The organism is Micromonospora sp. NRRL B-16802 (assembly GCF_001279555.1).
In the GTDB taxonomy this organism is placed as follows: Bacteria; Actinomycetota; Actinomycetes; order Mycobacteriales; family Micromonosporaceae; genus Micromonospora; species Micromonospora profundi.
In genome coordinates this window covers 1-17,468 of sequence record NZ_LGEB01000070.1, presented here as the reverse complement: position 1 = coordinate 17,468, position 17,468 = coordinate 1, and the positions used below count along the sequence as shown (strand labels likewise).

At 72.3% G+C, this 17,468-nt stretch carries 13 protein-coding genes; 5 read left to right on the top strand and 8 right to left on the bottom strand.

Going from position 1 to position 17,468, the window contains the following annotated elements:
• Genes ADK66_RS19995 through ADK66_RS19980 form a run of 4 tightly spaced genes read left to right on the top strand, consistent with a single transcriptional unit; the run spans nucleotide 1 to nucleotide 6,188 of the window.
• A complete protein-coding gene (locus ADK66_RS19995) occupies nucleotides 1–1,575 on the top strand; it encodes a SagB family peptide dehydrogenase (protein ID WP_053657559.1) in 1,575 nt (524 codons plus the stop codon).
• Nucleotides 1,565–2,473, top strand: coding sequence for a TauD/TfdA family dioxygenase (locus ADK66_RS19990; protein ID WP_053657557.1), 909 nt, complete (start codon nucleotides 1,565–1,567; stop codon nucleotides 2,471–2,473). Before ADK66_RS19995 ends, ADK66_RS19990 begins: the two co-directional genes overlap by 11 nt.
• Entirely contained in the window at nucleotides 2,470–4,335 is a 1,866-nt protein-coding gene (locus tag ADK66_RS31925; RefSeq protein ID WP_053657555.1) for a hypothetical protein, read from the top strand. Before ADK66_RS19990 ends, ADK66_RS31925 begins: the two co-directional genes overlap by 4 nt.
• Nucleotides 4,332–6,188 carry a TOMM precursor leader peptide-binding protein gene (locus ADK66_RS19980; RefSeq protein ID WP_053657552.1) on the top strand — a complete coding sequence of 619 codons (1,857 nt, stop codon included), beginning with the start codon at nucleotides 4,332–4,334 and terminating at the stop codon, nucleotides 6,186–6,188. The genes ADK66_RS31925 and ADK66_RS19980 overlap by 4 nt, the downstream gene beginning before the upstream one ends.
• 89 nt (nucleotides 6,189–6,277) lie before the next feature.
• On the opposite strand, the gene ADK66_RS19975 is transcribed toward ADK66_RS19980, so the two are convergent.
• The 8 genes from ADK66_RS19975 to pgsA form a co-directional block, all read right to left on the bottom strand.
• A complete protein-coding gene (locus tag ADK66_RS19975; protein ID WP_053657550.1) occupies nucleotides 6,278–8,206 on the bottom strand; it encodes a TOMM precursor leader peptide-binding protein in 1,929 nt (642 codons plus the stop codon).
• Between the two features lie 31 nt (nucleotides 8,207–8,237).
• The gene (locus tag ADK66_RS19970) at nucleotides 8,238–8,987 is read right to left on the bottom strand and encodes a YebC/PmpR family DNA-binding transcriptional regulator (protein WP_053657548.1); all 750 of its coding nucleotides are present in this window, start codon (nucleotides 8,985–8,987) and stop codon (nucleotides 8,238–8,240) included.
• A 254-nt stretch (nucleotides 8,988–9,241) separates the two neighbouring features.
• The gene (gene pdxT / locus ADK66_RS19965; RefSeq protein ID WP_053657546.1) at nucleotides 9,242–9,850 is read right to left on the bottom strand and encodes a pyridoxal 5'-phosphate synthase glutaminase subunit PdxT; all 609 of its coding nucleotides are present in this window, start codon (nucleotides 9,848–9,850) and stop codon (nucleotides 9,242–9,244) included.
• An 83-nt stretch (nucleotides 9,851–9,933) separates the two neighbouring features.
• Nucleotides 9,934–10,851 (bottom strand): pyridoxal 5'-phosphate synthase lyase subunit PdxS, encoded by a 918-nt coding sequence (gene pdxS, locus ADK66_RS19960; RefSeq protein ID WP_053657544.1) that lies wholly within the window; start codon nucleotides 10,849–10,851, stop codon nucleotides 9,934–9,936.
• Nucleotides 10,852–10,990: 139 nt separating this feature from the next.
• The gene (locus ADK66_RS19955; RefSeq protein ID WP_053657542.1) at nucleotides 10,991–11,494 is read right to left on the bottom strand and encodes a hypothetical protein; all 504 of its coding nucleotides are present in this window, start codon (nucleotides 11,492–11,494) and stop codon (nucleotides 10,991–10,993) included.
• 81 nt (nucleotides 11,495–11,575) lie between these two features.
• Nucleotides 11,576–12,736, bottom strand: a complete 1,161-nt coding sequence (locus tag ADK66_RS19950) for a glycosyltransferase family 4 protein (protein WP_053657540.1) — start codon at nucleotides 12,734–12,736, stop codon at nucleotides 11,576–11,578.
• Between the two features lie 74 nt (nucleotides 12,737–12,810).
• The gene (locus ADK66_RS19945) at nucleotides 12,811–13,740 is read right to left on the bottom strand and encodes a phosphatidylinositol mannoside acyltransferase (RefSeq protein ID WP_053657538.1); all 930 of its coding nucleotides are present in this window, start codon (nucleotides 13,738–13,740) and stop codon (nucleotides 12,811–12,813) included.
• Between the two features lie 64 nt (nucleotides 13,741–13,804).
• Nucleotides 13,805–14,434, bottom strand: a complete 630-nt coding sequence (gene pgsA / locus ADK66_RS19940) for a phosphatidylinositol phosphate synthase (RefSeq protein WP_053657537.1) — start codon at nucleotides 14,432–14,434, stop codon at nucleotides 13,805–13,807.
• A 248-nt stretch (nucleotides 14,435–14,682) separates the two neighbouring features.
• Between pgsA and ADK66_RS19935 the strand changes: the two genes are divergently transcribed.
• Complete coding sequence (locus ADK66_RS19935) at nucleotides 14,683–16,839, top strand: elongation factor G-like protein EF-G2 (protein WP_053657535.1); 2,157 nt, start codon at nucleotides 14,683–14,685, stop codon at nucleotides 16,837–16,839.
• Nucleotides 16,840–17,468: the final 629 nt, after the last annotated feature.

The following is a 17,468-nucleotide window of genomic DNA, read 5'->3' as shown; positions in this document are numbered from 1 at the left end:
ATGTCCAACGTCAGCACCACCGTCGACGCTCACGAGGGATCGCTCGTCGGGGCGTACCAGGAGGCGGTGATCGGTCGCACGATGATCCGCTCACCGGGTGACCCGCCACCGACCAAACAGTACGCCGGCGCGCGTCGGGTGCCGTTGCACTGGCCCGGCCCCGGAGCACCCGGGGACGGCGAGGGCGACCTCGACTGGCTCAACGCGGCCCTGCTGGCCTTCGCGCCGACCCGCGTCGACCACCTGTCACCGGCGGCCGTCTCCGTCATCACCGGATACCCGGCGCACATCGCCGACACCGGCCGTTACGGCGGGGGCAGTAATGCCCTGCGCCGCAGCGCGCCGTCCGGCGGCGCGTTCTATCCCGGCGAGATCTACCTGTCCTGGAACGGGTCGCTGGGTCTGGCTGCCGGGCTGTACCACTACGACCAGGTGCACCACTGCCTGGAGTTGCTGCGCACGGGCGACCCGGCACCGCACCTGGCCGAGGCGCTGCGACACCCGGTGCGGCAGCCGAACGCCCTGCTGCTGACCTGCCGGCCGTGGAAGAACACCCACAAATACACCACCTTCAGCTACCAGATCACCGCCACCGACATCGGGGTGCTGGCCGCCCAGGCGCTCACCGTCTTTCCGTCCGGCCGGGTGCACCTCTCGTTCGACAGCGCCAGGCTCGACGACCTGCTCGCCCTCGACAGCACCGTCGAGAGCGTCTACGCGGTAGTGGAGTGCGGCGGGCCGGCCGCGCCGTCCGCGGCGCCGCTGGGCGCGATCGAACCAGGGCTTACCGAACACGGGCTGGACGTCGACCGGGAGGTGCTGGCCACAGTCCATACCAGCGCGCTCGCGTTGCACGACGCCTGCCGGGCCGGAGGCGCGAGCACGACGGACCGGCCAGCGGCGGCACCGGCAGCGGTCGGCACCACGGCCGACGAGCCGGTACGACTGCCCGCGCCGTCGGCGCTCGACCTACGGGCGGCGCTGCCGCGACGCCGGTCCTCCGGAGGCATGCGGCCGGGGCTGACCCTGGCGCAACTGTCCGACGTGCTCGCCCACGCCGGACGCGAACTCGCGACGGACCCGGTCCACCCCGACCTGCGCCCCCTGTTGTGGTGCGCCGTCAGCTCCGTGCAGGGCATCGCCCCCGGCGCGTACCGCTACGACCCCGCAAGCCACACCCTGACCGCCACGAACAGCGCGGCGACGGGAGGGCAGATGACGCAGGCCACGGACAGCCTCTCGGGCCGGCTGCTCAACGCCGGCGCGACGATCTACGCCGTCGCCGGCTGCCCTCCCGAGCGGTTGGATCCCTTGTCGTACCGCCTGCTTCTCATCCTCACCGGGGCGGTCGTGCAGCGGATCTGCCTGAGCGGCGCCGCCGTCGGCGCCGCCACCCGCCCCGCCCTCAGCTTCGTGCCGACAGCGGTACGCACGCTTCTCACCCTGCCGCCGGGGCACACCACGATGGTGCAGGTCCACCTCGGCACCGCAGGCCCGTGCCCGGGCCTGTTGTCGGTCCCGGCGGTCGACCCGGTAGCCGCAGCCAGTTGGCAGGAGCGACGGCATGGACACTAGCCCGATCCCGATCGTCGCGGATGCCGCGCCCGAGGCGGTGTTGGCCACGGTCATCGCGGACGGAGCGGCCCTGATCCGGGGGGTGCCCGCACCCCGCGAGGCGTTCCAGGCCCTCGGTGACGCGGTGATGGAGCCGCTGCGGCACGAGAACCGGATCAGCAATGAGCGGGACCTGGTCCCCGACGACCCCACCACCACCACCGTGACCTGCGGCACCGAGGGCATTCCGCTGCACCGGGAGGCCTCCTACCTGCCGGGCGCGCCCGACCTGCTGACCTTCCACTGTGTACGACCCGCGGCGGTCGGTGGCGCGACCACCCTCTGCGACGGGGTGGCGCTGCTGGACACCTTGGAGCCCGCGACCCGGGCCACCCTGACGGGGCTGGACATCGTGTGGGAGACGCCGCTGGGCCCCGAGCACTGGCCGGCGCTGACCGGCACGACCGACCGGGCGGCGGCGATCCGGTACGTGCGCGGTTGGGCCGCGCATCTGCTGCCCTGGCAGACGATCGACGCCGGATTCGACGGCGACGTCCTGACGATCGCGTTCGGCACCCCGTGCACGCCGCCGACGCTGTTCGGGGGCGTACCCACGTTCTGCAACTCGTTGCTCATCACCGCCCCCGACGCCGACGACTACGTCGAGGGGCAACTGCGGGTGCGACTGGCCCAGGGCGGCCCGATCCCACCCGACCTGCTCGACGAGGTCCGACAGGTCGCCAGGCGGCTGACGGTGGCCGTGCCGTGGCAGGCCGGCGACACCGTCGTGGTGGACAACACCCGGTACCTGCACGGACGGCAGGCGTTCGACGACCCGGCCAGAAACGTGCTGGTCCGGATGGGATATCTACGTCCGAGGTGGATGCCCTCGGCAAACGTGGGAGAGGCGAACCGATGAGACCGAAACTGCGTGACGACTGCACCTACGTCGAGGTCGACGACGGCGTCTACCTGGAGACGGCGACCGGCGCCGCACACATCACCGGCCGTTCGGCGTACGCGCTTGTGGACCGGCTCGCCGCGCACCTCACAGGCGAACGGACCATTGACGAGCTGACCGAGGGTCTGCCCGAGGCGCACCGCCGCGCTGTCACCGACCTGGTCACGCAACTGCTGCACCGCAAGCTGGCCCGCGACGTCGACACCGACCCGCCCCACACGTTGTCCGCCGAGGAGTTGTCCCGGTACCGCGACGAGATCGCGTTCGCCGAGCACGTCGGCAACGCGCCGGTGAGTCGGTTCGAGGCGTTCCGCACCAGCCGGGTGCTGCTCGTCGGCGCCGGGGCGACGATGGCGGCGCTGATGCAGTCCCTGTACAAGCTGGGCCTGCGAGCCCCGGCGCTGCTGCGGACCGCCGAGGTGGCAGGCGAGGACCCCGACACGTACCAGCGGGTGCTCCAGCGGTGCCGGGCCGACGACCCGCTCCTGGACCTCACAGTGGTGGACGAGCCGCAGCGGTGGGACGACGCCGCCGGGGTCCGCGCGCTCGTCGACGGGTACGACGCCGTACTGCACGCCAGCGACCGCTGCATGCCCTCGCGGGCCCGCGCGCTGGCCCGCGCCGGCCGCGCCGCCGCCGTGCCTGTGCTGCACTCGCTGCCGCTGACCGGGGATGCCTGGCTCGGGCCGACGGGTGTCGACGCCTGCGCCGAGTGTCTGTGGTGGAATCTGCGCTCCGCGGCCGTGGAGGGCAGTCGCCTGCGGGCCGTGTTGGAAGCCGACGACCCGGTACGCGTCGAGCCGTACCTCTCCGCCCCGCTGGCCTCCCTGCTCGGCGCCAAGCTGTCCTTCGCCTACTTCCGGCACGCCCTTGGGGCGCAGGACGACACTTCACTTGTCACCCGGGTGGCGCTGGACACCACCCTGACCAGCGAACACGCAGTGACCCCCCACGCCCGGTGCCCGATGTGCGGCACGGCGGCGTCAGCCACGCCGACCGACGGTACGAGCACCGACCCCGAAGGTTTCTCGGCGGCGGTCGCCGGGTTGGTCGACGAACGCTTGGGACCGATCCTGCGGCTCGACACGGGCGACCACGCCCAACTGCCGCTGAACACTGTCGACGCGAGCATCACCGACCCGCTGGCGGCCGGCAAGGAGCCACAGGTCGTGACCACCGTGGGCAACACCCGGTCCGAGGCGCTGCGACGCGCCGCGACCGTCGCTCTGGAGACGATCGCCGCCGCGGTGGACCCGGACGCCGACGCCCGCGCCGACGCCGCCGTCCGGGTGGCCGTGGCCGGCGGCCTCACCTGGCCCGAGGCGCAGGTGCGGGCGATCCTGCGCCTGCACCACACGCTCGCGCGCGTCGTCGCGCCGCCCGCCCCGCAGGCCGGAGCGGACACCGGCGATGGATGGCTGGCCCCGTCGGTCTGGCCGGCGGCCGCCCGGCCGCTGGCCGAGAACGCCGCCATCCTGGGTACCCCGCTGTACGCGTGGCGCGCCGACGCGGAACCGCCGACGGTCTTCGTCGGCGGCGGCGGCACCTGGCTGGCGAGGTCCTGCTCGGTCGACGCGCACAGCGCGCTGACGGCCGCCGCGCAGGCCGCGCTCGCCCAACTGGCTGGCCAGCCCTGCCCACCCGGATGTGACGTGGGCGTCGAGCCGGGCGCGGCGGTCGACTGGGACGGATGCTTGACACGGCTGCTCGACGAGGCAGCAGCGGACGGGCTGCGGATCGTCGTCCGACGCCTCGACGGTGGGCCGGCGGTCCGGGCCGCGTTGCCCTTCGTGGCTGTCGCCTCGGCGGTGTCGGCATGAGCCAGGCAGCCCCGCCGGTGCTCGCCGGGGTCTGGGTGGCCGACAGCCCGACGCTTGCCGAATCGCTGCGATCGGCGCTGGACGTACCGGTCGAGGACGGGACCGGGCGGGCGGAACCGCCGACGGACGGCGCCTGGTTGACAGTAACGGTGCGCTGGGACCGGGTACGTGTCGGCCCGCTGGTGGTGCCCGGCGTCGGAGGATGCGGGCGGTGCGTGGCGACGCGGCAGACCCGCAACGAGGCCGTCGCGTCAGAACAGGAACGGGCGACGGCCAAGGCGCGTGAAGGCAAGCCGGGTCCGCCGCTGGGGTCGCCGGTGCGTACCGTCGTGCAGGCTCTGGTCGCCGACGAGGCACGGCTGCTGGCCGCGGGCGCGATGTCACGCACGGCCGGCGCGGTGCTGGACGTGTCGACCACGACGGCCTCGATCGACAGGCATGCGTTCCTGCCCGACCCGTGCTGCGAGGGCTGCGGCACCCCGGTCGAGGACTCGCCGCAGGCCGGTGTGCTGCCGCTGGGGTCGCAACCGAAGGCGGAACCGGGCAGCTACCGGGCCCGACGGCTGGGCGACGAGCACGCCGAGTTGACGCGTAGCCTGGTCGATCCGCAGACCGGTGTGATCGCGTCGCTGCTGGTGCGGCACCACGGACCGATGGTGGTGACCGAGGCGTTGAGCGGGCCGGTGTGCTGCACGGACTGCACCGGCTACGCCCGCACGCTCAGCTACCCCGACAGCGTGGCGGTGTCGATCGCAGAGACCCTGGACCGGCTCGGCGGCATGCGGGCCAGGGCCCGACGCACAGTGGTGCGCGCGTCCTTCGACGACCTGGGGTCCGAACGGGCCGTCGACCCCGACACGCTGGGCCTGGCCACGAACGCGCCGCCCGGTCAGCGCTACCGGCCGGACGTGCCGATGGAATGGGTCCACGCCTACTCCTTCCGCCGCGACGGCCCAGTCCTCGTGCCCGAGTTCGTCGCCTACTTCGGCGCGCACGCCACCTTCGGCGGGTTGGAATGCTCAAACGGCTGCGCGATCGGCAGCACCCTCGAAGAGGCGATCCTGCACGGCATCTTCGAGGTGGCCGAACGCGACGCCACACTGTGCACCTGGCTCACCAGGCGGCCCGCTCGCCGCCTCGACCCCGCCAGCAGCGCCAGCGCGCACACCCGGATGCTGCTGGCCTGGTTGGAACGCACCACCGGCAGCCGGGTACGCGCCTTCGACGTCACAATGCCCGAGGGCGTACCCGCGATCTGGCTCATGCTCGTCGACGAGGACGACCGGCCGGACGAGCCGAAGGTGTTCTGCACCTCCGGCGCCCACCTCGATCCGGAACGCGCCCTGCGCTCGGCCCTTGTGGAGTTGGCGGGCGAGGCGGAGCGGGTACGGCTCCAGTTCGACGCCCGGCGCGCGGACCACCTGGTCGACCACCCCGAGGAGATCCTTAAGATCGACGACCACGCGTTCGCCGCCGCCGCGCCACGGGGCTGGCACCGGTTCGGGTTCCTCGACCATGACGGCGAGCCGGCCACCATGGAGCAGGCCTTTCCGCCGGCACGACGCCATCGCGCCTCCACCGACCAGCTCGACGACCTGCGGCACGTCGTCGGGCGCTACCTGGACGACGGCACCGACGTCATCGTGGTGGACCAGACCGCGACCGAGCACCGCGCTGTGGGCCTGCACGCCGTCAAGGTCGTCATCCCGGGCACCATCCCGATGGCGTTCGGCCGCCACGGCCGCCGGCTGGGCGACAGCGACCGGCTGCTGAACCTTCCGGTACGCCTCGGTGACCGTGACGAGCCCCTGCGCCTCGACGAACTCAACCCGTATCCGCACCCGTTCCTGTGAGCGGGCCGCACCCGTTCCTGTGAGCGGGCACGCCGGGTGGCCCAGCTCCGGCGGGGGCCACCCGGCCTCCGCCGGTACGGGGCCACCGGTTAGGGGAACGGATGGGGGTACGGATTCACCTCCGCCGGCGTCAACGGCCGGGACCGGTGGCCCAACCGGACGGGAAGCTCCCTTAGTCGGGGCAGGTCGACACGCCGGTTGCGGTGCCCGAACGACATCGGCAGCAGACCGGGAACCAGCACCTTGACGCTGGTCAGGCCGACGGCTTCCTGCTCCCGGCCGGTCTGGTCGACCGCCACCACGTCGAACCCCGCATCCAGGTAACGCCCCACCACGTGCCGGAGATCGGCGAGCAGGTCGTCGGCGGGCTGGTAGCGCCCCTCCGGCGGGAACGCCGCCGCCATCGACAGGACCTCCCGGCGTTCGTAGAGGAACCCGAACCGGGGCCAACTGTCCGGGCTGGCGGCGGCGAACAGGTGGTCCTCCATCGTGCGGACCAGATCCGAGTCGGCAACCAGGTCCGGAGCTGTGGTGTCGGCGGCCACCATGGCGCGGGTGGCGTCGGCGAAGCTGGCGATCTCGACAAGCGCCGACCACAGGGCGCGCTCCGGGTCGAGGTGGGCACCCGCACCGCAACGCACGCGGGGCAGCCCCGGGCGCGCATCGTCGTCCACGAGCATCAACCACACCGCCGGCAGTCCCTCCGGCATGGTGATGTCGAAGGCGTGCAGCTCGCAGCCGCTGGTCCGCTCCAACCAGCGGACCAGCAGGCGGGTCCTCGGGCTGGCCGAACTCATCGGGTCGATGCGCGGGGCCGGCAGGCGCGCGTACCAGGTCGCCAAGAAGGCATCGCGCTCGGCGACCTCGAAGAGCCCGTGCAGGATCGCCTCCTCCAGGTTGGCGCCCAGGGCGCAACCGTTGGAGTTCTCCGGGCCGAAGCCCGTGCTGTGCGAGCCGTAGTAGGCGAGGGTCTCCGGCACCAGGACCGGTGCCGCGCGTCGGAACGAGTAGGCGTACACCCAGGTCAGCGGCTGGTCGGGCCGGTACGGCACCGAACGGTCGTCCGGCGGCGTACGCGGCACGCCGAGCGTGGCCGGATCGATCGCCCGGTCGGCTCCCAACTCGGCGAACGAGCCCCGTACCGAGGTGCGGCGCGCTCGCGGCGTGTCCCCGCCCAACCGCTCCAGCGCCTCGGCGATGGCCACCGACACGCTTACCGGGTACGTGAACGCCCTCCCGAAACCGGACAGCTCGTCGCAGCAGACCGGGCCGCCGACCGCCTCCGCCACGATCATCGAGTCCTTGTGGTGCACTGTCACCGACGAGAACAGCCCGATCCTCGCGTCGACAGTCGCCGCTGTCAGGCTCTCGTACTCCTGGTGCAGGCTGCGTGACCGGTAGTCGTCCGGCGCCCGCTTCGGCCGGGACACCAGCCGCAGATCGCCCGCCGAGGGGTCGTCGTCGGGCAGGTCCCCGCACAGGGCACATCCCGGCTCGGCGATGAGCCGGTGCCGGGAGATCGCCAGCGTCGCCGTGTCGACCTCCAGCACCGCCTGGTCGCACCGTACGGCGGCCCCCTGGGCGACACGATCCAGTTCGTCGGCGACGAGCGCCGCGATGACGGTCCGCAGAGGCGTCCCGAAGGTCGGGGCGGGCGCGGTGACGGTGCCGTCGTACAACCCCTGCCAGAGCGCGGACCGGTGCGGCGCGGCACCCACCCGCGCGCGGTAGGACCGCACCTGGACACAGTGGTGACAGCCCGACCGCCCCGCGACGGTGAACGGGCCGATCCGCACCCCGCGCAACGTCGGGTACACCGGCAGGAACGCCCGTCCCGCCGCCCGGGCACGGCGCGCGGCGGCCGACACCTGGTCGGACCGGTCGTCCGCGACAAAGACGTCGACGCCCCGGCCGTCGTCCGTCGGCAGGGGGCGCACGGCGGTCTCGACGGCACGGTGCAGGACGCCGGTGCCGAGCAGCCGGACGCCGTACGTCGAGGAATCGCTTGCCACACCCATGGAACGCCTCCTCAGCGGACGTCGCGCAGGGTCAGCCGACGGCCTCCATCACCTCGTCGGAGACGTCGAAGTTCGCGTAGACGTTCTGCACGTCGTCGCAGTCCTCCAGGACGTCGATCAGCTTGAAGATCTTGCGGGCGCCCTCCTCGTCGAGGGGGACGTTGACGCTCGGGATCAGCGACGACTCGGCCGACTCGTACTCGATGCCGGCGTCCTGGAGCGCGGTGCGCACCGGGATGAGGTCGGTCGGCTCGGAGACGATCTCGAAGGCCTCGCCCAGGTCGTTGACCTCCTCGGCGCCAGCGTCGAGGACGGCCATCATCACGTCGTCCTCGGTCGTGCCGCCCTTGGGGACGATCACGACGCCCTTGCGGGAGAACATGTACGACACCGAGCCCGCGTCGGCGAGCGAACCGCCGTTGCGGGTCAGCGCGGTGCGCACCTCGGTCGCCGCCCGGTTGCGGTTGTCGGTGAGGCACTCGATGAGCATCGCCACGCCGCTGGGCCCGTAACCCTCGTACATGATGGTCTGCCAGTCGGCGCCGCCGGCCTCCAGGCCGGAGCCGCGCTTGACGGCGCGGTCGATGTTGTCGTTCGGGACCGAGTTCTTCTTCGCCTTCTGGATGGCGTCGAAGAGCGTCGGGTTGCCGGACGGATCACCGCCGCCGGTCCGCGCGGCGACCTCGACGTTCTTGATCAGCTTGGCGAACATCTTGCCGCGCTTGGCGTCGATGACGGCCTTCTTGTGCTTGGTCGTCGCCCACTTTGAGTGGCCGGACATCTGCTACCTCCGTTGCTACCCGCCGTCTGCATCGACCGACCGCGCACGCCCCGGCCCCGCCGGCGCACGCGGTGGTGCCGGTCAGCCCTGCGGGAAAGCCGTGACGGGCAGCTGGCCCCGCCGAATCTCGGCAATCCTACCGGCGTCGGGCTGGTGGCTGTCACGCGCGGCACGGCGTCGGTCCACCCCGTGCCGCGCGAGCAGGCACGACGGGCCCTCGGCGGGGAGCCCTGCCCCGCGTGGCACGCGAGCGGTCAGCGGGCGGCGCGGACCAGGTCGACGAAGTACGCGTGCAGCCGCGCGTCGCCGGTCAACTCCGGGTGGAACGAGGTGGCCAGCAGGTTGCCCTGGCGCACCGCCACGATCCGGCCGGCGCTCGGCCCCCCGGTCACGGTGCCGAGCACCTGGACGCCGTCGCCGACCCGCTCCACCCAGGGTGCGCGGATGAAGACCGCGTGGAACGGTTCCCCCGGCACCCCGCTGATCTCCACGGGCGCTTCGAACGAGTCGACCTGCCGGCCGAAGGCGTTGCGGCGCACTGTCATGTCGATGCCGGCGAAACCACGCTGGTCGGGTCGTCCGTCGAGGACCTCGGAGGCAAGCATGATCATCCCCGCGCAGGAGCCGTAGACAGGCATGCCGTCCGCGATGCGCTTGTCGATGGGCTCGCGCAGCTCGAAGATGTCGGCGAGCTTGCTGATCGTGGTGGACTCCCCTCCGGGGATCACCAGCGCGTCCACCTCGTCCAGCTCGCTCGCCCGGCGCACCGGACGTGCGTCCGCGCCGGCCGCCACGAGCGCGGCGACGTGCTCGCGCACGTCACCCTGGAGGGCGAGCACACCGATCACGGGTACGCCGCTCATGTCACAGTTCCTCTCGTCGCCGTCAGCTTGTTAGGAGGGGGCCCTTCCTATGCATCAGGCGTTAAAAAGGTGCCCTTCCTTACTCACCAGCCGCGCTCGGCCAGGCGGTGCGGCTGCGGGATCTCGTCGACGTTGATGCCGACCATGGCCTCGCCGAGACCACGGGAGACCTTCGCCAGCACGTCGGGGTCGTCGTGGAAGGTGGTCGCCTTGACGATCGCGGCGGCGCGCTGAGCCGGGTTGCCGGCCTTGAAGATGCCCGAGCCGACGAAGACACCCTCCGCACCGAGCTGCATCATCATCGCCGCGTCGGCCGGGGTGGCGATCCCACCGGCCGTGAACAGCACCACCGGCAGCTTGCCCGTCTCGGCGACCTCCTTGACCAGCTCGTACGGGGCCTGCAGCTCCTTGGCCGCGACGAAGAGCTCGTCAGTGGGCAGCGACGAGAGCCGGCGGATCTCCTGCCGGATCTTGCGCATGTGGGTGGTGGCGTTGGAGACGTCACCGGTGCCCGCCTCACCCTTGGAGCGGATCATGGCCGCGCCCTCGGTGATGCGGCGCAACGCCTCGCCCAGGTTCGTCGCACCGCAGACGAACGGGACCGTGAACGCCCACTTGTCGATGTGGTTCGCGTAGTCCGCAGGGGTCAGCACCTCGGACTCGTCGACGTAGTCGACGCCGAGCGACTGGAGGATCTGCGCCTCCACGAAGTGACCGATGCGGGCCTTGGCCATCACCGGGATGGAGACCGCCGCGATGATCCCGTCGATCATGTCGGGGTCGCTCATCCGGGACACCCCGCCCTGCGCGCGGATGTCGGCGGGCACCCGCTCCAGCGCCATCACGGCGACGGCGCCGGCGTCCTCGGCGATCTTGGCCTGCTCGGCGTTGACCACGTCCATGATCACGCCGCCCTTGAGCATCTCGGCCATGCCGCGCTTCACGCGGGCCGTGCCGACGACGGGGGCGCTACCGGTGGTCGAGGCGGTGGTGTCGGACACGGGTGCTCCTTGGACGGGCTGTGGGAGGTGGCAGCGAAATGCTACGTCCGGTTCAACGCCGCTCCGACAGCCAATCCGACCCCCGGTGGCCTGCCCTGTGGCCCTCGTCACCGGCCCGGGACGGCGGCTCCGTGGCCGATCAGTTCGCGGGGACGTCCGCCGGCACCACGAGCGTCGGATCATCGATGTCGAAGTAGCGCGGCCAATCCCGACCCCGCCCCATCCGCAACAACCGCACCAGCGGCCTGCTGCGCGCCGACCGCGCGTCCCGCACCAGATCGGTGTGCACCTGCCGGGACAACGCCAGCCGCCGGCTCGCCGCGATCACCGCCGTGCAGTCCGGGTCCGCCGGGTCCAACTCCACCGACCGCAACTGCCGGGTCAGGTCGTTCTCAGCGGCCTCCCGCTCCTCGGGCGCCGCGTCCAACGCGATCCGCGCCGCCGCGTACAACTCCACGCCGAAACGCCGCTCCGCCAGCACGGCGGCCGCCGCCGCCCGCCGCAACAGGTGGGCGTCCAGGGCCCGCGCCGCAAGCTCCGCGCGGCCCTGCAGCCGCTCGACCCGGCCGGCGGTCCAGATGAGGTACGCCGCGACCAGCCCCACGACCACACTCGCGGCCACCACCCACCACATGTGCGGCATCGTAGTGCTGCTCCGTTTCTCCGACTGTGCGCGTCCTCGCCGGTCACCCTGTCACCAGCAGCCGCCATCCGTCACATCGGCTCAGCCCAGCCCCACCCATTCCTGGTCGATGACCCGTCCGTCGGTCGCCTCGATCGCCGCTGCGTATACCTCCAGAACACGACGAGCAACCACCGGCCAGTCGAAATTCGCCACCACCTGATCACCGCAGGCGCTCAGCACGGCCCGCCCGTCCGGATCGTCAAGCAACTCGGCCAGCGCGTCGCGCAGCCCCACCGCGTCCCCCGTCGGAAAGAGCCGCCCCGCCCGCCCACCGTCCAGCACCCGGCGGAACGCGTCCAGATCGCTCGCCACCACGGTGGTGCCCGCAGCCAGCGCCTCGGTCAGGATCATCCCGAACGACTCGCCACCCGTGTTCGGCGCCACATACAGGTGCACACTGCGCAGCATCCGCGCCTTGTCCGACTCCGAGACCAACCCCAGGAAGGTCACCCGGTCATGCAACGCGGCCGGAAACTGGTCAAACAGGTCATCGGGATCACCCGGGCCGGCGACCAGCAGCCGCAACCCCGGCCGGGACTCGGCCAACGACACGAAAGCGTCCCGCAGCACCGGGAACCCCTTGCGCGCCTCGGTGAAGCGGCCCAGAAAACCCAACGTGCCCCCGGAGCCCGCACCGCACTCCCCCGGCCAGCCGGGCAGCGGCTCGACGTCGGCGAACTTCGCCACCGCCACCCCGTTGGGAATCTCCACAGCGCCGCCGTCCATGTGCTCCACCTGGACCTTGCGGGCCAGCGCGCTCACCGCGATCCGGGCGGTGATCCGCTCCAACACGATCTGCAACACGCCCTGCGCGGCGGCCAGCACCCGCGAACGTGTCATCGCCGTGTGGAACGTGGCCACCACCGGGCCACGGGCGGACAACACCGCCAACAGCGAGAGGCTCAACGTGAGCGGCTCGTGCACGTGCAGCACGTCGAAATCACCGTTGGTGAGCCACCGCCGGACCCGAGCCGTGGAAACCGGGCCGAACGCGATCCGGGCCACCGACCCGTTGTACGGCAGAGGCACCGCCCGACCGGCCGACACCACGTACTCCGGCAGCGCAGAATCCTCATCGGCCGGCGCGAGCACACTGACCTCGTGCCCCAGGGCGATCAACGCCTCCGCGAGGTCGACGACGTGGTTCTGCACCCCGCCAGGAACATCGAAGGAGTACGGGCAGACGATGCCGATCCGCATACGTCAGCGCCCCTCGTCCACGACCGCGGGGCTCCGCTGCGCTGCACTCCTCGCGCGCACCGAGCCCACCCCCTTCAGGACCGACCCGAGGCCGGTGCGGACGTTGCCGCGTCGCCCGACCCTCGCTGGTCCAGCCACATCCGCTGCAACATGTGCCAGTCTTGCGGATTGTCGGCGATACCCGCCGCCAGACGGTCGGCGATCATCTGGGTCAGCGACCGTACCCGCTGGTCAAGCGGACCCACCTCGGGCCCCGGCACCGGCAGCGGCCCGGCAAGCGACGCGCACGCGGCGTCCGGTTCGTACCACATCGAGGCCACGTAGAGCGGCGCACCGGTGTGCAGCGCGAGCAGCGCCGGCCCCGCCGGCATGCGCGTCTTCGCGCCGAAGAAATCCACCTCCACGCCCCGGGCCGACAGGTCACGGTCGGCCAGCAGCGGCACCACGGCACCCGCGCGCACGCGGTCCAGCAGCACGTCGAACGCCGGACGCGGCCCACCGTGGGTCGGCAGGATCTCCATCCCGAGGCCCTTCCGGAAGGCGATGAACCGCTCGTACACCCCCTCCGGCTTGAGCCGTTCCATGACGGTGGTGATCGGCCAACCGGTTGCCGCGACCCAGGCGCCCGCCGCGTCCCAGTTGCCGGCGTGCGGCAGGGCCACCACCGCACCCCGGCCTGCGGCGACGTCCGCGGCCAGCAGCTCCGCACCGTCGAGGCGGAAGCCACCCAGGATCTGCTCCCGGCTCAACGAGGGCAGCCGGAACGCCTCCATCCAGTACCTGGCGTACGAGCGCAGACCGCGCTTGACCAGGTCGTCCAGCTCGACCTCGGGCATCTCCGGGCCGACCACCCGGCGCAGGTTCGCGCGCAGTCGGGACGTACCCCCGCCGGCCCTGCGGTACGCGCGGTCCGCGCCCGCCTGGAACGCCGCGGCCACCACCGGCCGGGGCAGCGCGCGGGCCAGCCGCCAGCCGGCGACGTACCCCAGCTCGGTCAGGTTCACGCGGCCCGGCCGCCGGTCGTGTGGCGCGGCGCAGGCAGCGCGCGACCCGAGCGCGCCACGGCGCTCACGCCTGGCCGTCCGGCTGGAGCTGCTGGGCCTGCCGGTAGACGTGCGCCACCCGCTGGCCCACCGTGAAGATCGAGACGGCGGCGAGCAGCCAGAGCGCGATCTCCAGCGCCGGCTTGACGTTCAGGCCGGTGAGGATGCCGCCGACGCCGACGATGAGCAGCCGTTCGGTGCGCTCGGCGATGCCCACGTTGCAGGTCATCCCGAGCCCTTCGGCGCGGGCCTTCACGTAGGAGACCAGAGCGCCGGCGGCCAGGCAGAGCAGCGCGGCGGCCACCCCGGAATGGTTGCCCTGGGTGGCCAGCCAGTACGCGACAGCGCCGAAGACGGCACTGTCAGCGACCCGGTCCATGCTCGAGTCGAGGAACGCCCCGAACCTGGTGGAACCGCCGCTCATCCGGGCCATCGTCCCGTCGAGCAGGTCGGTGAGCGCGAAAAAGGTGACGATCAACGCGCCCGCGACCAGGTGGCCGCGGGCACCGAAGCCGAGCGCGCCGACGAGCACACCAACGGTGCCCGCGACGGTGACGGCATTGGGGGTGACGCCCGCGCGCAGCAGGGCGCGGGCGATCGGCTCTACGACGCGGGTCATCCCCGCGCGGGCCGACACTTGGAAGATCTTCGCCATGGCGGTCCCACGATAACGGTCCGTCCATCTCCGGCGATACGGCCCGCCCCTCCGACCCGCCGGGCAGGCTTGTGCGTGTCCGGCGACAGGTGTGAGATCGAGCCGGGGGGTGAGCCAGCTCACCCGTCCGCCCGTCCCGTTCCCGCTGTGCAGCAGACCACCGGAGGATATCGCCGCGCACTCGCCCCGGGCCGCTTCCCGTCGCGCGGCGGTCGCCACCCACCACCGGCTGAGGGAGGTGCGCCCCCATGGCGCAGAAAAGTCACGAGAAGGGTCCCACCGGCGGCGTGCCGGCGATGACCGAGCCCGACCGGGTTCGCAACGTGGTGCTCGTCGGGCATTCCGGAGCGGGCAAGACGACCCTCGTCGAGGCCCTGCTCGCAGCGACCGGCACGATCGGCCGGGCCGGCAGCGTGGTCGACGGCACCACCGTCGGCGACCACGATCCGGCAGCCGTACGCCAGCAGCGCTCGGTGAGCCTGTCCTGCGCGCCGCTGCTGCACAACGGCATCAAGGTCAACCTCCTGGACACCCCCGGGTACGCCGACTTCGTCGGTGAGCTGCGCGCCGGCCTGCGGGCCGCCGACGCCGCGATCTTCGTCGTCTCGGCGGCCGGCGGGATGGACGCGGCCACGGTGGCGCTGTGGGAGGAGTGCGCGGCGGTCGACATGCCGCGCGCGGTCGCGGTGGCCCGGCTGGACCAGCCGCGCGCCGACTTCGACGAGGCCGTGGCGCTGTGCCAGCGTCTCTTCGGCGACAACGTGATGCCCCTCTACCTGCCGATGCTCGGCGACGACGGTGTCTCCACCGAGGGCCTGCTCGGTCTGATCACCCGCCGGGTATTCGACTACACCGCCGGGCTCCCCGCCGACGTGCGTGACCCGGACCCGCAGCACCAGCCCGCCATCGACGAGTCCCGCAACGAGCTGATCGAAGGGATCATCGCCGAGAGCGAGGACGAGACGCTCATGGACCGCTACCTCGACGGCGAGGAGATCGACACCGCGGTACTGATCGACGACCTGGAGAAGGCTGTCGCCCGGGGCCACTTCTACCCGGTGGTGCCCGTCTGCGCCGCGACCGGCGTCGGCCTCGACGCGCTACTTGAGGTGCTGACCGCCGCGTTTCCGTCGCCCCTGGAGCACGAGCTGCCCGCAGTGACAGGCGTGGACGGCTCACCCCGCCCGCCGCTGACCTGCGACCCGGACGGGCCGCTCGTCGCCGAGGTGGTCAAGACCACCGTGGACCGGCACGTCGGCCGCGTCTCCCTGGTCCGGGTCTTCTCCGGAACGCTGCGCCCCGACCTGACGATGCACGTCTCCGGGCACGGCATGGCCGAACGCGGGCACCCCGACCACGACGCCGACGAGCGCGTCGGACACATCTACACCCCGCTGGGCGCCACCCTGCGGGAGGTGCCGCTCTGCGTCGCCGGTGACCTCTGCGCCATCACCAAGTCGGGAAGCGCCGAAACCGGCGACACCATCTCGGCCAAGGACGACCCGCTGCTGATCGCACCCTGGGAGATGCCCGAACCACTGCTGCCGGTGGCGATCGTCGCCCGCAGCCGCGCCGACGAGGACGCGCTGGCCCGCAACCTGGCCCGGCTCGTCGCCGGCGACCCCACCCTGCGGCTGGAGCGCAACCCGGAAACCCACCAACTGGTGCTGTGGTGCATGGGCGAGGCGCACGCCGACGTGGTGCTCGACCGGCTGCGCGCCGGTGGCGTCGAACTGGACACCGAACCCGTCAAGGTGTCGCTGCGCGAGACGCTCACCGTGCCGGCGAAGGGACACGGCCGGCACGTCAAGCAGTCCGGCGGCCACGGCCAGTACGCGGTCTGCGACATCGAGGTCGAGCCGCTGCCGCGCGGCGCAGGCTTCGAGTTCGTCGACCGGATTGTCGGCGGCGCCGTGCCGCACAACTACATCCCGTCCGTGGAGAAGGGCGTACGCACCCAACTGGAGCGCGGCCTGGTCGCCGGCCACCCGGTCGTGGACCTGCGGGTGACCCTCGTCGACGGCAAGGCCCACAGCGTCGACTCGTCCGACGCGGCCTTCCAGACCGCCGGCGCCCTGGCCCTGCGCGACGCCGCCGAACGCGGCCAACCAGCACTGCTCGAACCCATCGACGAGGTACGCATCCGAGTGCCCGACGGTTCCGTGGGCACCGTCATGGGCGACCTGTCCAGCAGGCGCGGCCGGGTGCTCGGCACCGAACCGGACCCCGAGGTCGAGGGCCGCACCCTGATCAGGGCCGAGGTGCCCGCCACCGAACTGCTCCGGTACGCCGTCGAGCTGCGCTCCCTGACCGCCGGCACCGGCACGTTCCGCCGCCACTTCGTTCGTCACGACCCCATGCCAACCCACCTGGCCGACCAAACCCGCAAAGAGCAAACCCCGTAGTACGCCAGTCCAGCCCTCTGCCGGGCTGGACTCCACCGCGACTGCCCTGACCGGCAGGTCCCACCGACTCGGGCCCTGCGGCATCACCCTGCCCCGCCCCGCCCCGCCCCGCCCCGCCCCGCCGATCTTGCAGTTGCTGTCGCGGAAATGTCGCTGTTGCGGGCATTAGTCGCGGCAGGAAGTGCAAGATCGGCGAGTGCGCCGGCCCGGGAGCGGGGCGCGGGGGGTGAAGGCTCGCGTCACCCCGTCGATCATGGAGGTGTGGTGGGCGGAAACAGCTATTTCCACCTGCTTTGTGAGGCACCACAACTCCATGATCGACGCGGGCGGGGAGATGTTGCGCTGAGCGCCAGGCAGCGCGGCGACACGCGGGGGACGGCGGCGCGAGAACAACGGGGCGAGGACAGCGCGCGAGGGCAGCGGGGACGGCTCGGGAGGACAGCGCGCCGGGCGAAACGCGGGCACCTCAACGCGAGGACAACGGGGCGGGGACGGCAGGCGAGGAGCGCAGCGCGGGGCAACGGGGCGGGACTGCAGCGCGGAGGACAGGCACGGGGACAGGCACGGCGCGCGGAGGGCGGGCACGGCGCGCGGAGGGCGGGCACGGCGCGCGGAGGGCGGGCACGGCG

Coding starts and splice junctions, on each gene's coding strand:
- ADK66_RS19995 (WP_053657559.1), top strand. CDS start 1: ATGTCCAACGTCAGCACCACCGTCGACGCTCACGAGGGATCGCTCGTC.
- ADK66_RS19990 (WP_053657557.1), top strand. CDS start 1,565: ATGGACACTAGCCCGATCCCGATCGTCGCGGATGCCGCGCCCGAGGCG.
- ADK66_RS31925 (WP_053657555.1), top strand. CDS start 2,470: ATGAGACCGAAACTGCGTGACGACTGCACCTACGTCGAGGTCGACGAC.
- ADK66_RS19980 (WP_053657552.1), top strand. CDS start 4,332: ATGAGCCAGGCAGCCCCGCCGGTGCTCGCCGGGGTCTGGGTGGCCGAC.
- ADK66_RS19975 (WP_053657550.1), bottom strand. CDS start 8,206: ATGGGTGTGGCAAGCGATTCCTCGACGTACGGCGTCCGGCTGCTCGGC.
- ADK66_RS19970 (WP_053657548.1), bottom strand. CDS start 8,987: ATGTCCGGCCACTCAAAGTGGGCGACGACCAAGCACAAGAAGGCCGTC.
- pdxT (WP_053657546.1), bottom strand. CDS start 9,850: ATGAGCGGCGTACCCGTGATCGGTGTGCTCGCCCTCCAGGGTGACGTG.
- ADK66_RS19955 (WP_053657542.1), bottom strand. CDS start 11,494: ATGCCGCACATGTGGTGGGTGGTGGCCGCGAGTGTGGTCGTGGGGCTG.
- ADK66_RS19950 (WP_053657540.1), bottom strand. CDS start 12,736: ATGCGGATCGGCATCGTCTGCCCGTACTCCTTCGATGTTCCTGGCGGG.
- pgsA (WP_053657537.1), bottom strand. CDS start 14,434: ATGGCGAAGATCTTCCAAGTGTCGGCCCGCGCGGGGATGACCCGCGTC.
- ADK66_RS19935 (WP_053657535.1), top strand. CDS start 14,683: ATGGCGCAGAAAAGTCACGAGAAGGGTCCCACCGGCGGCGTGCCGGCG.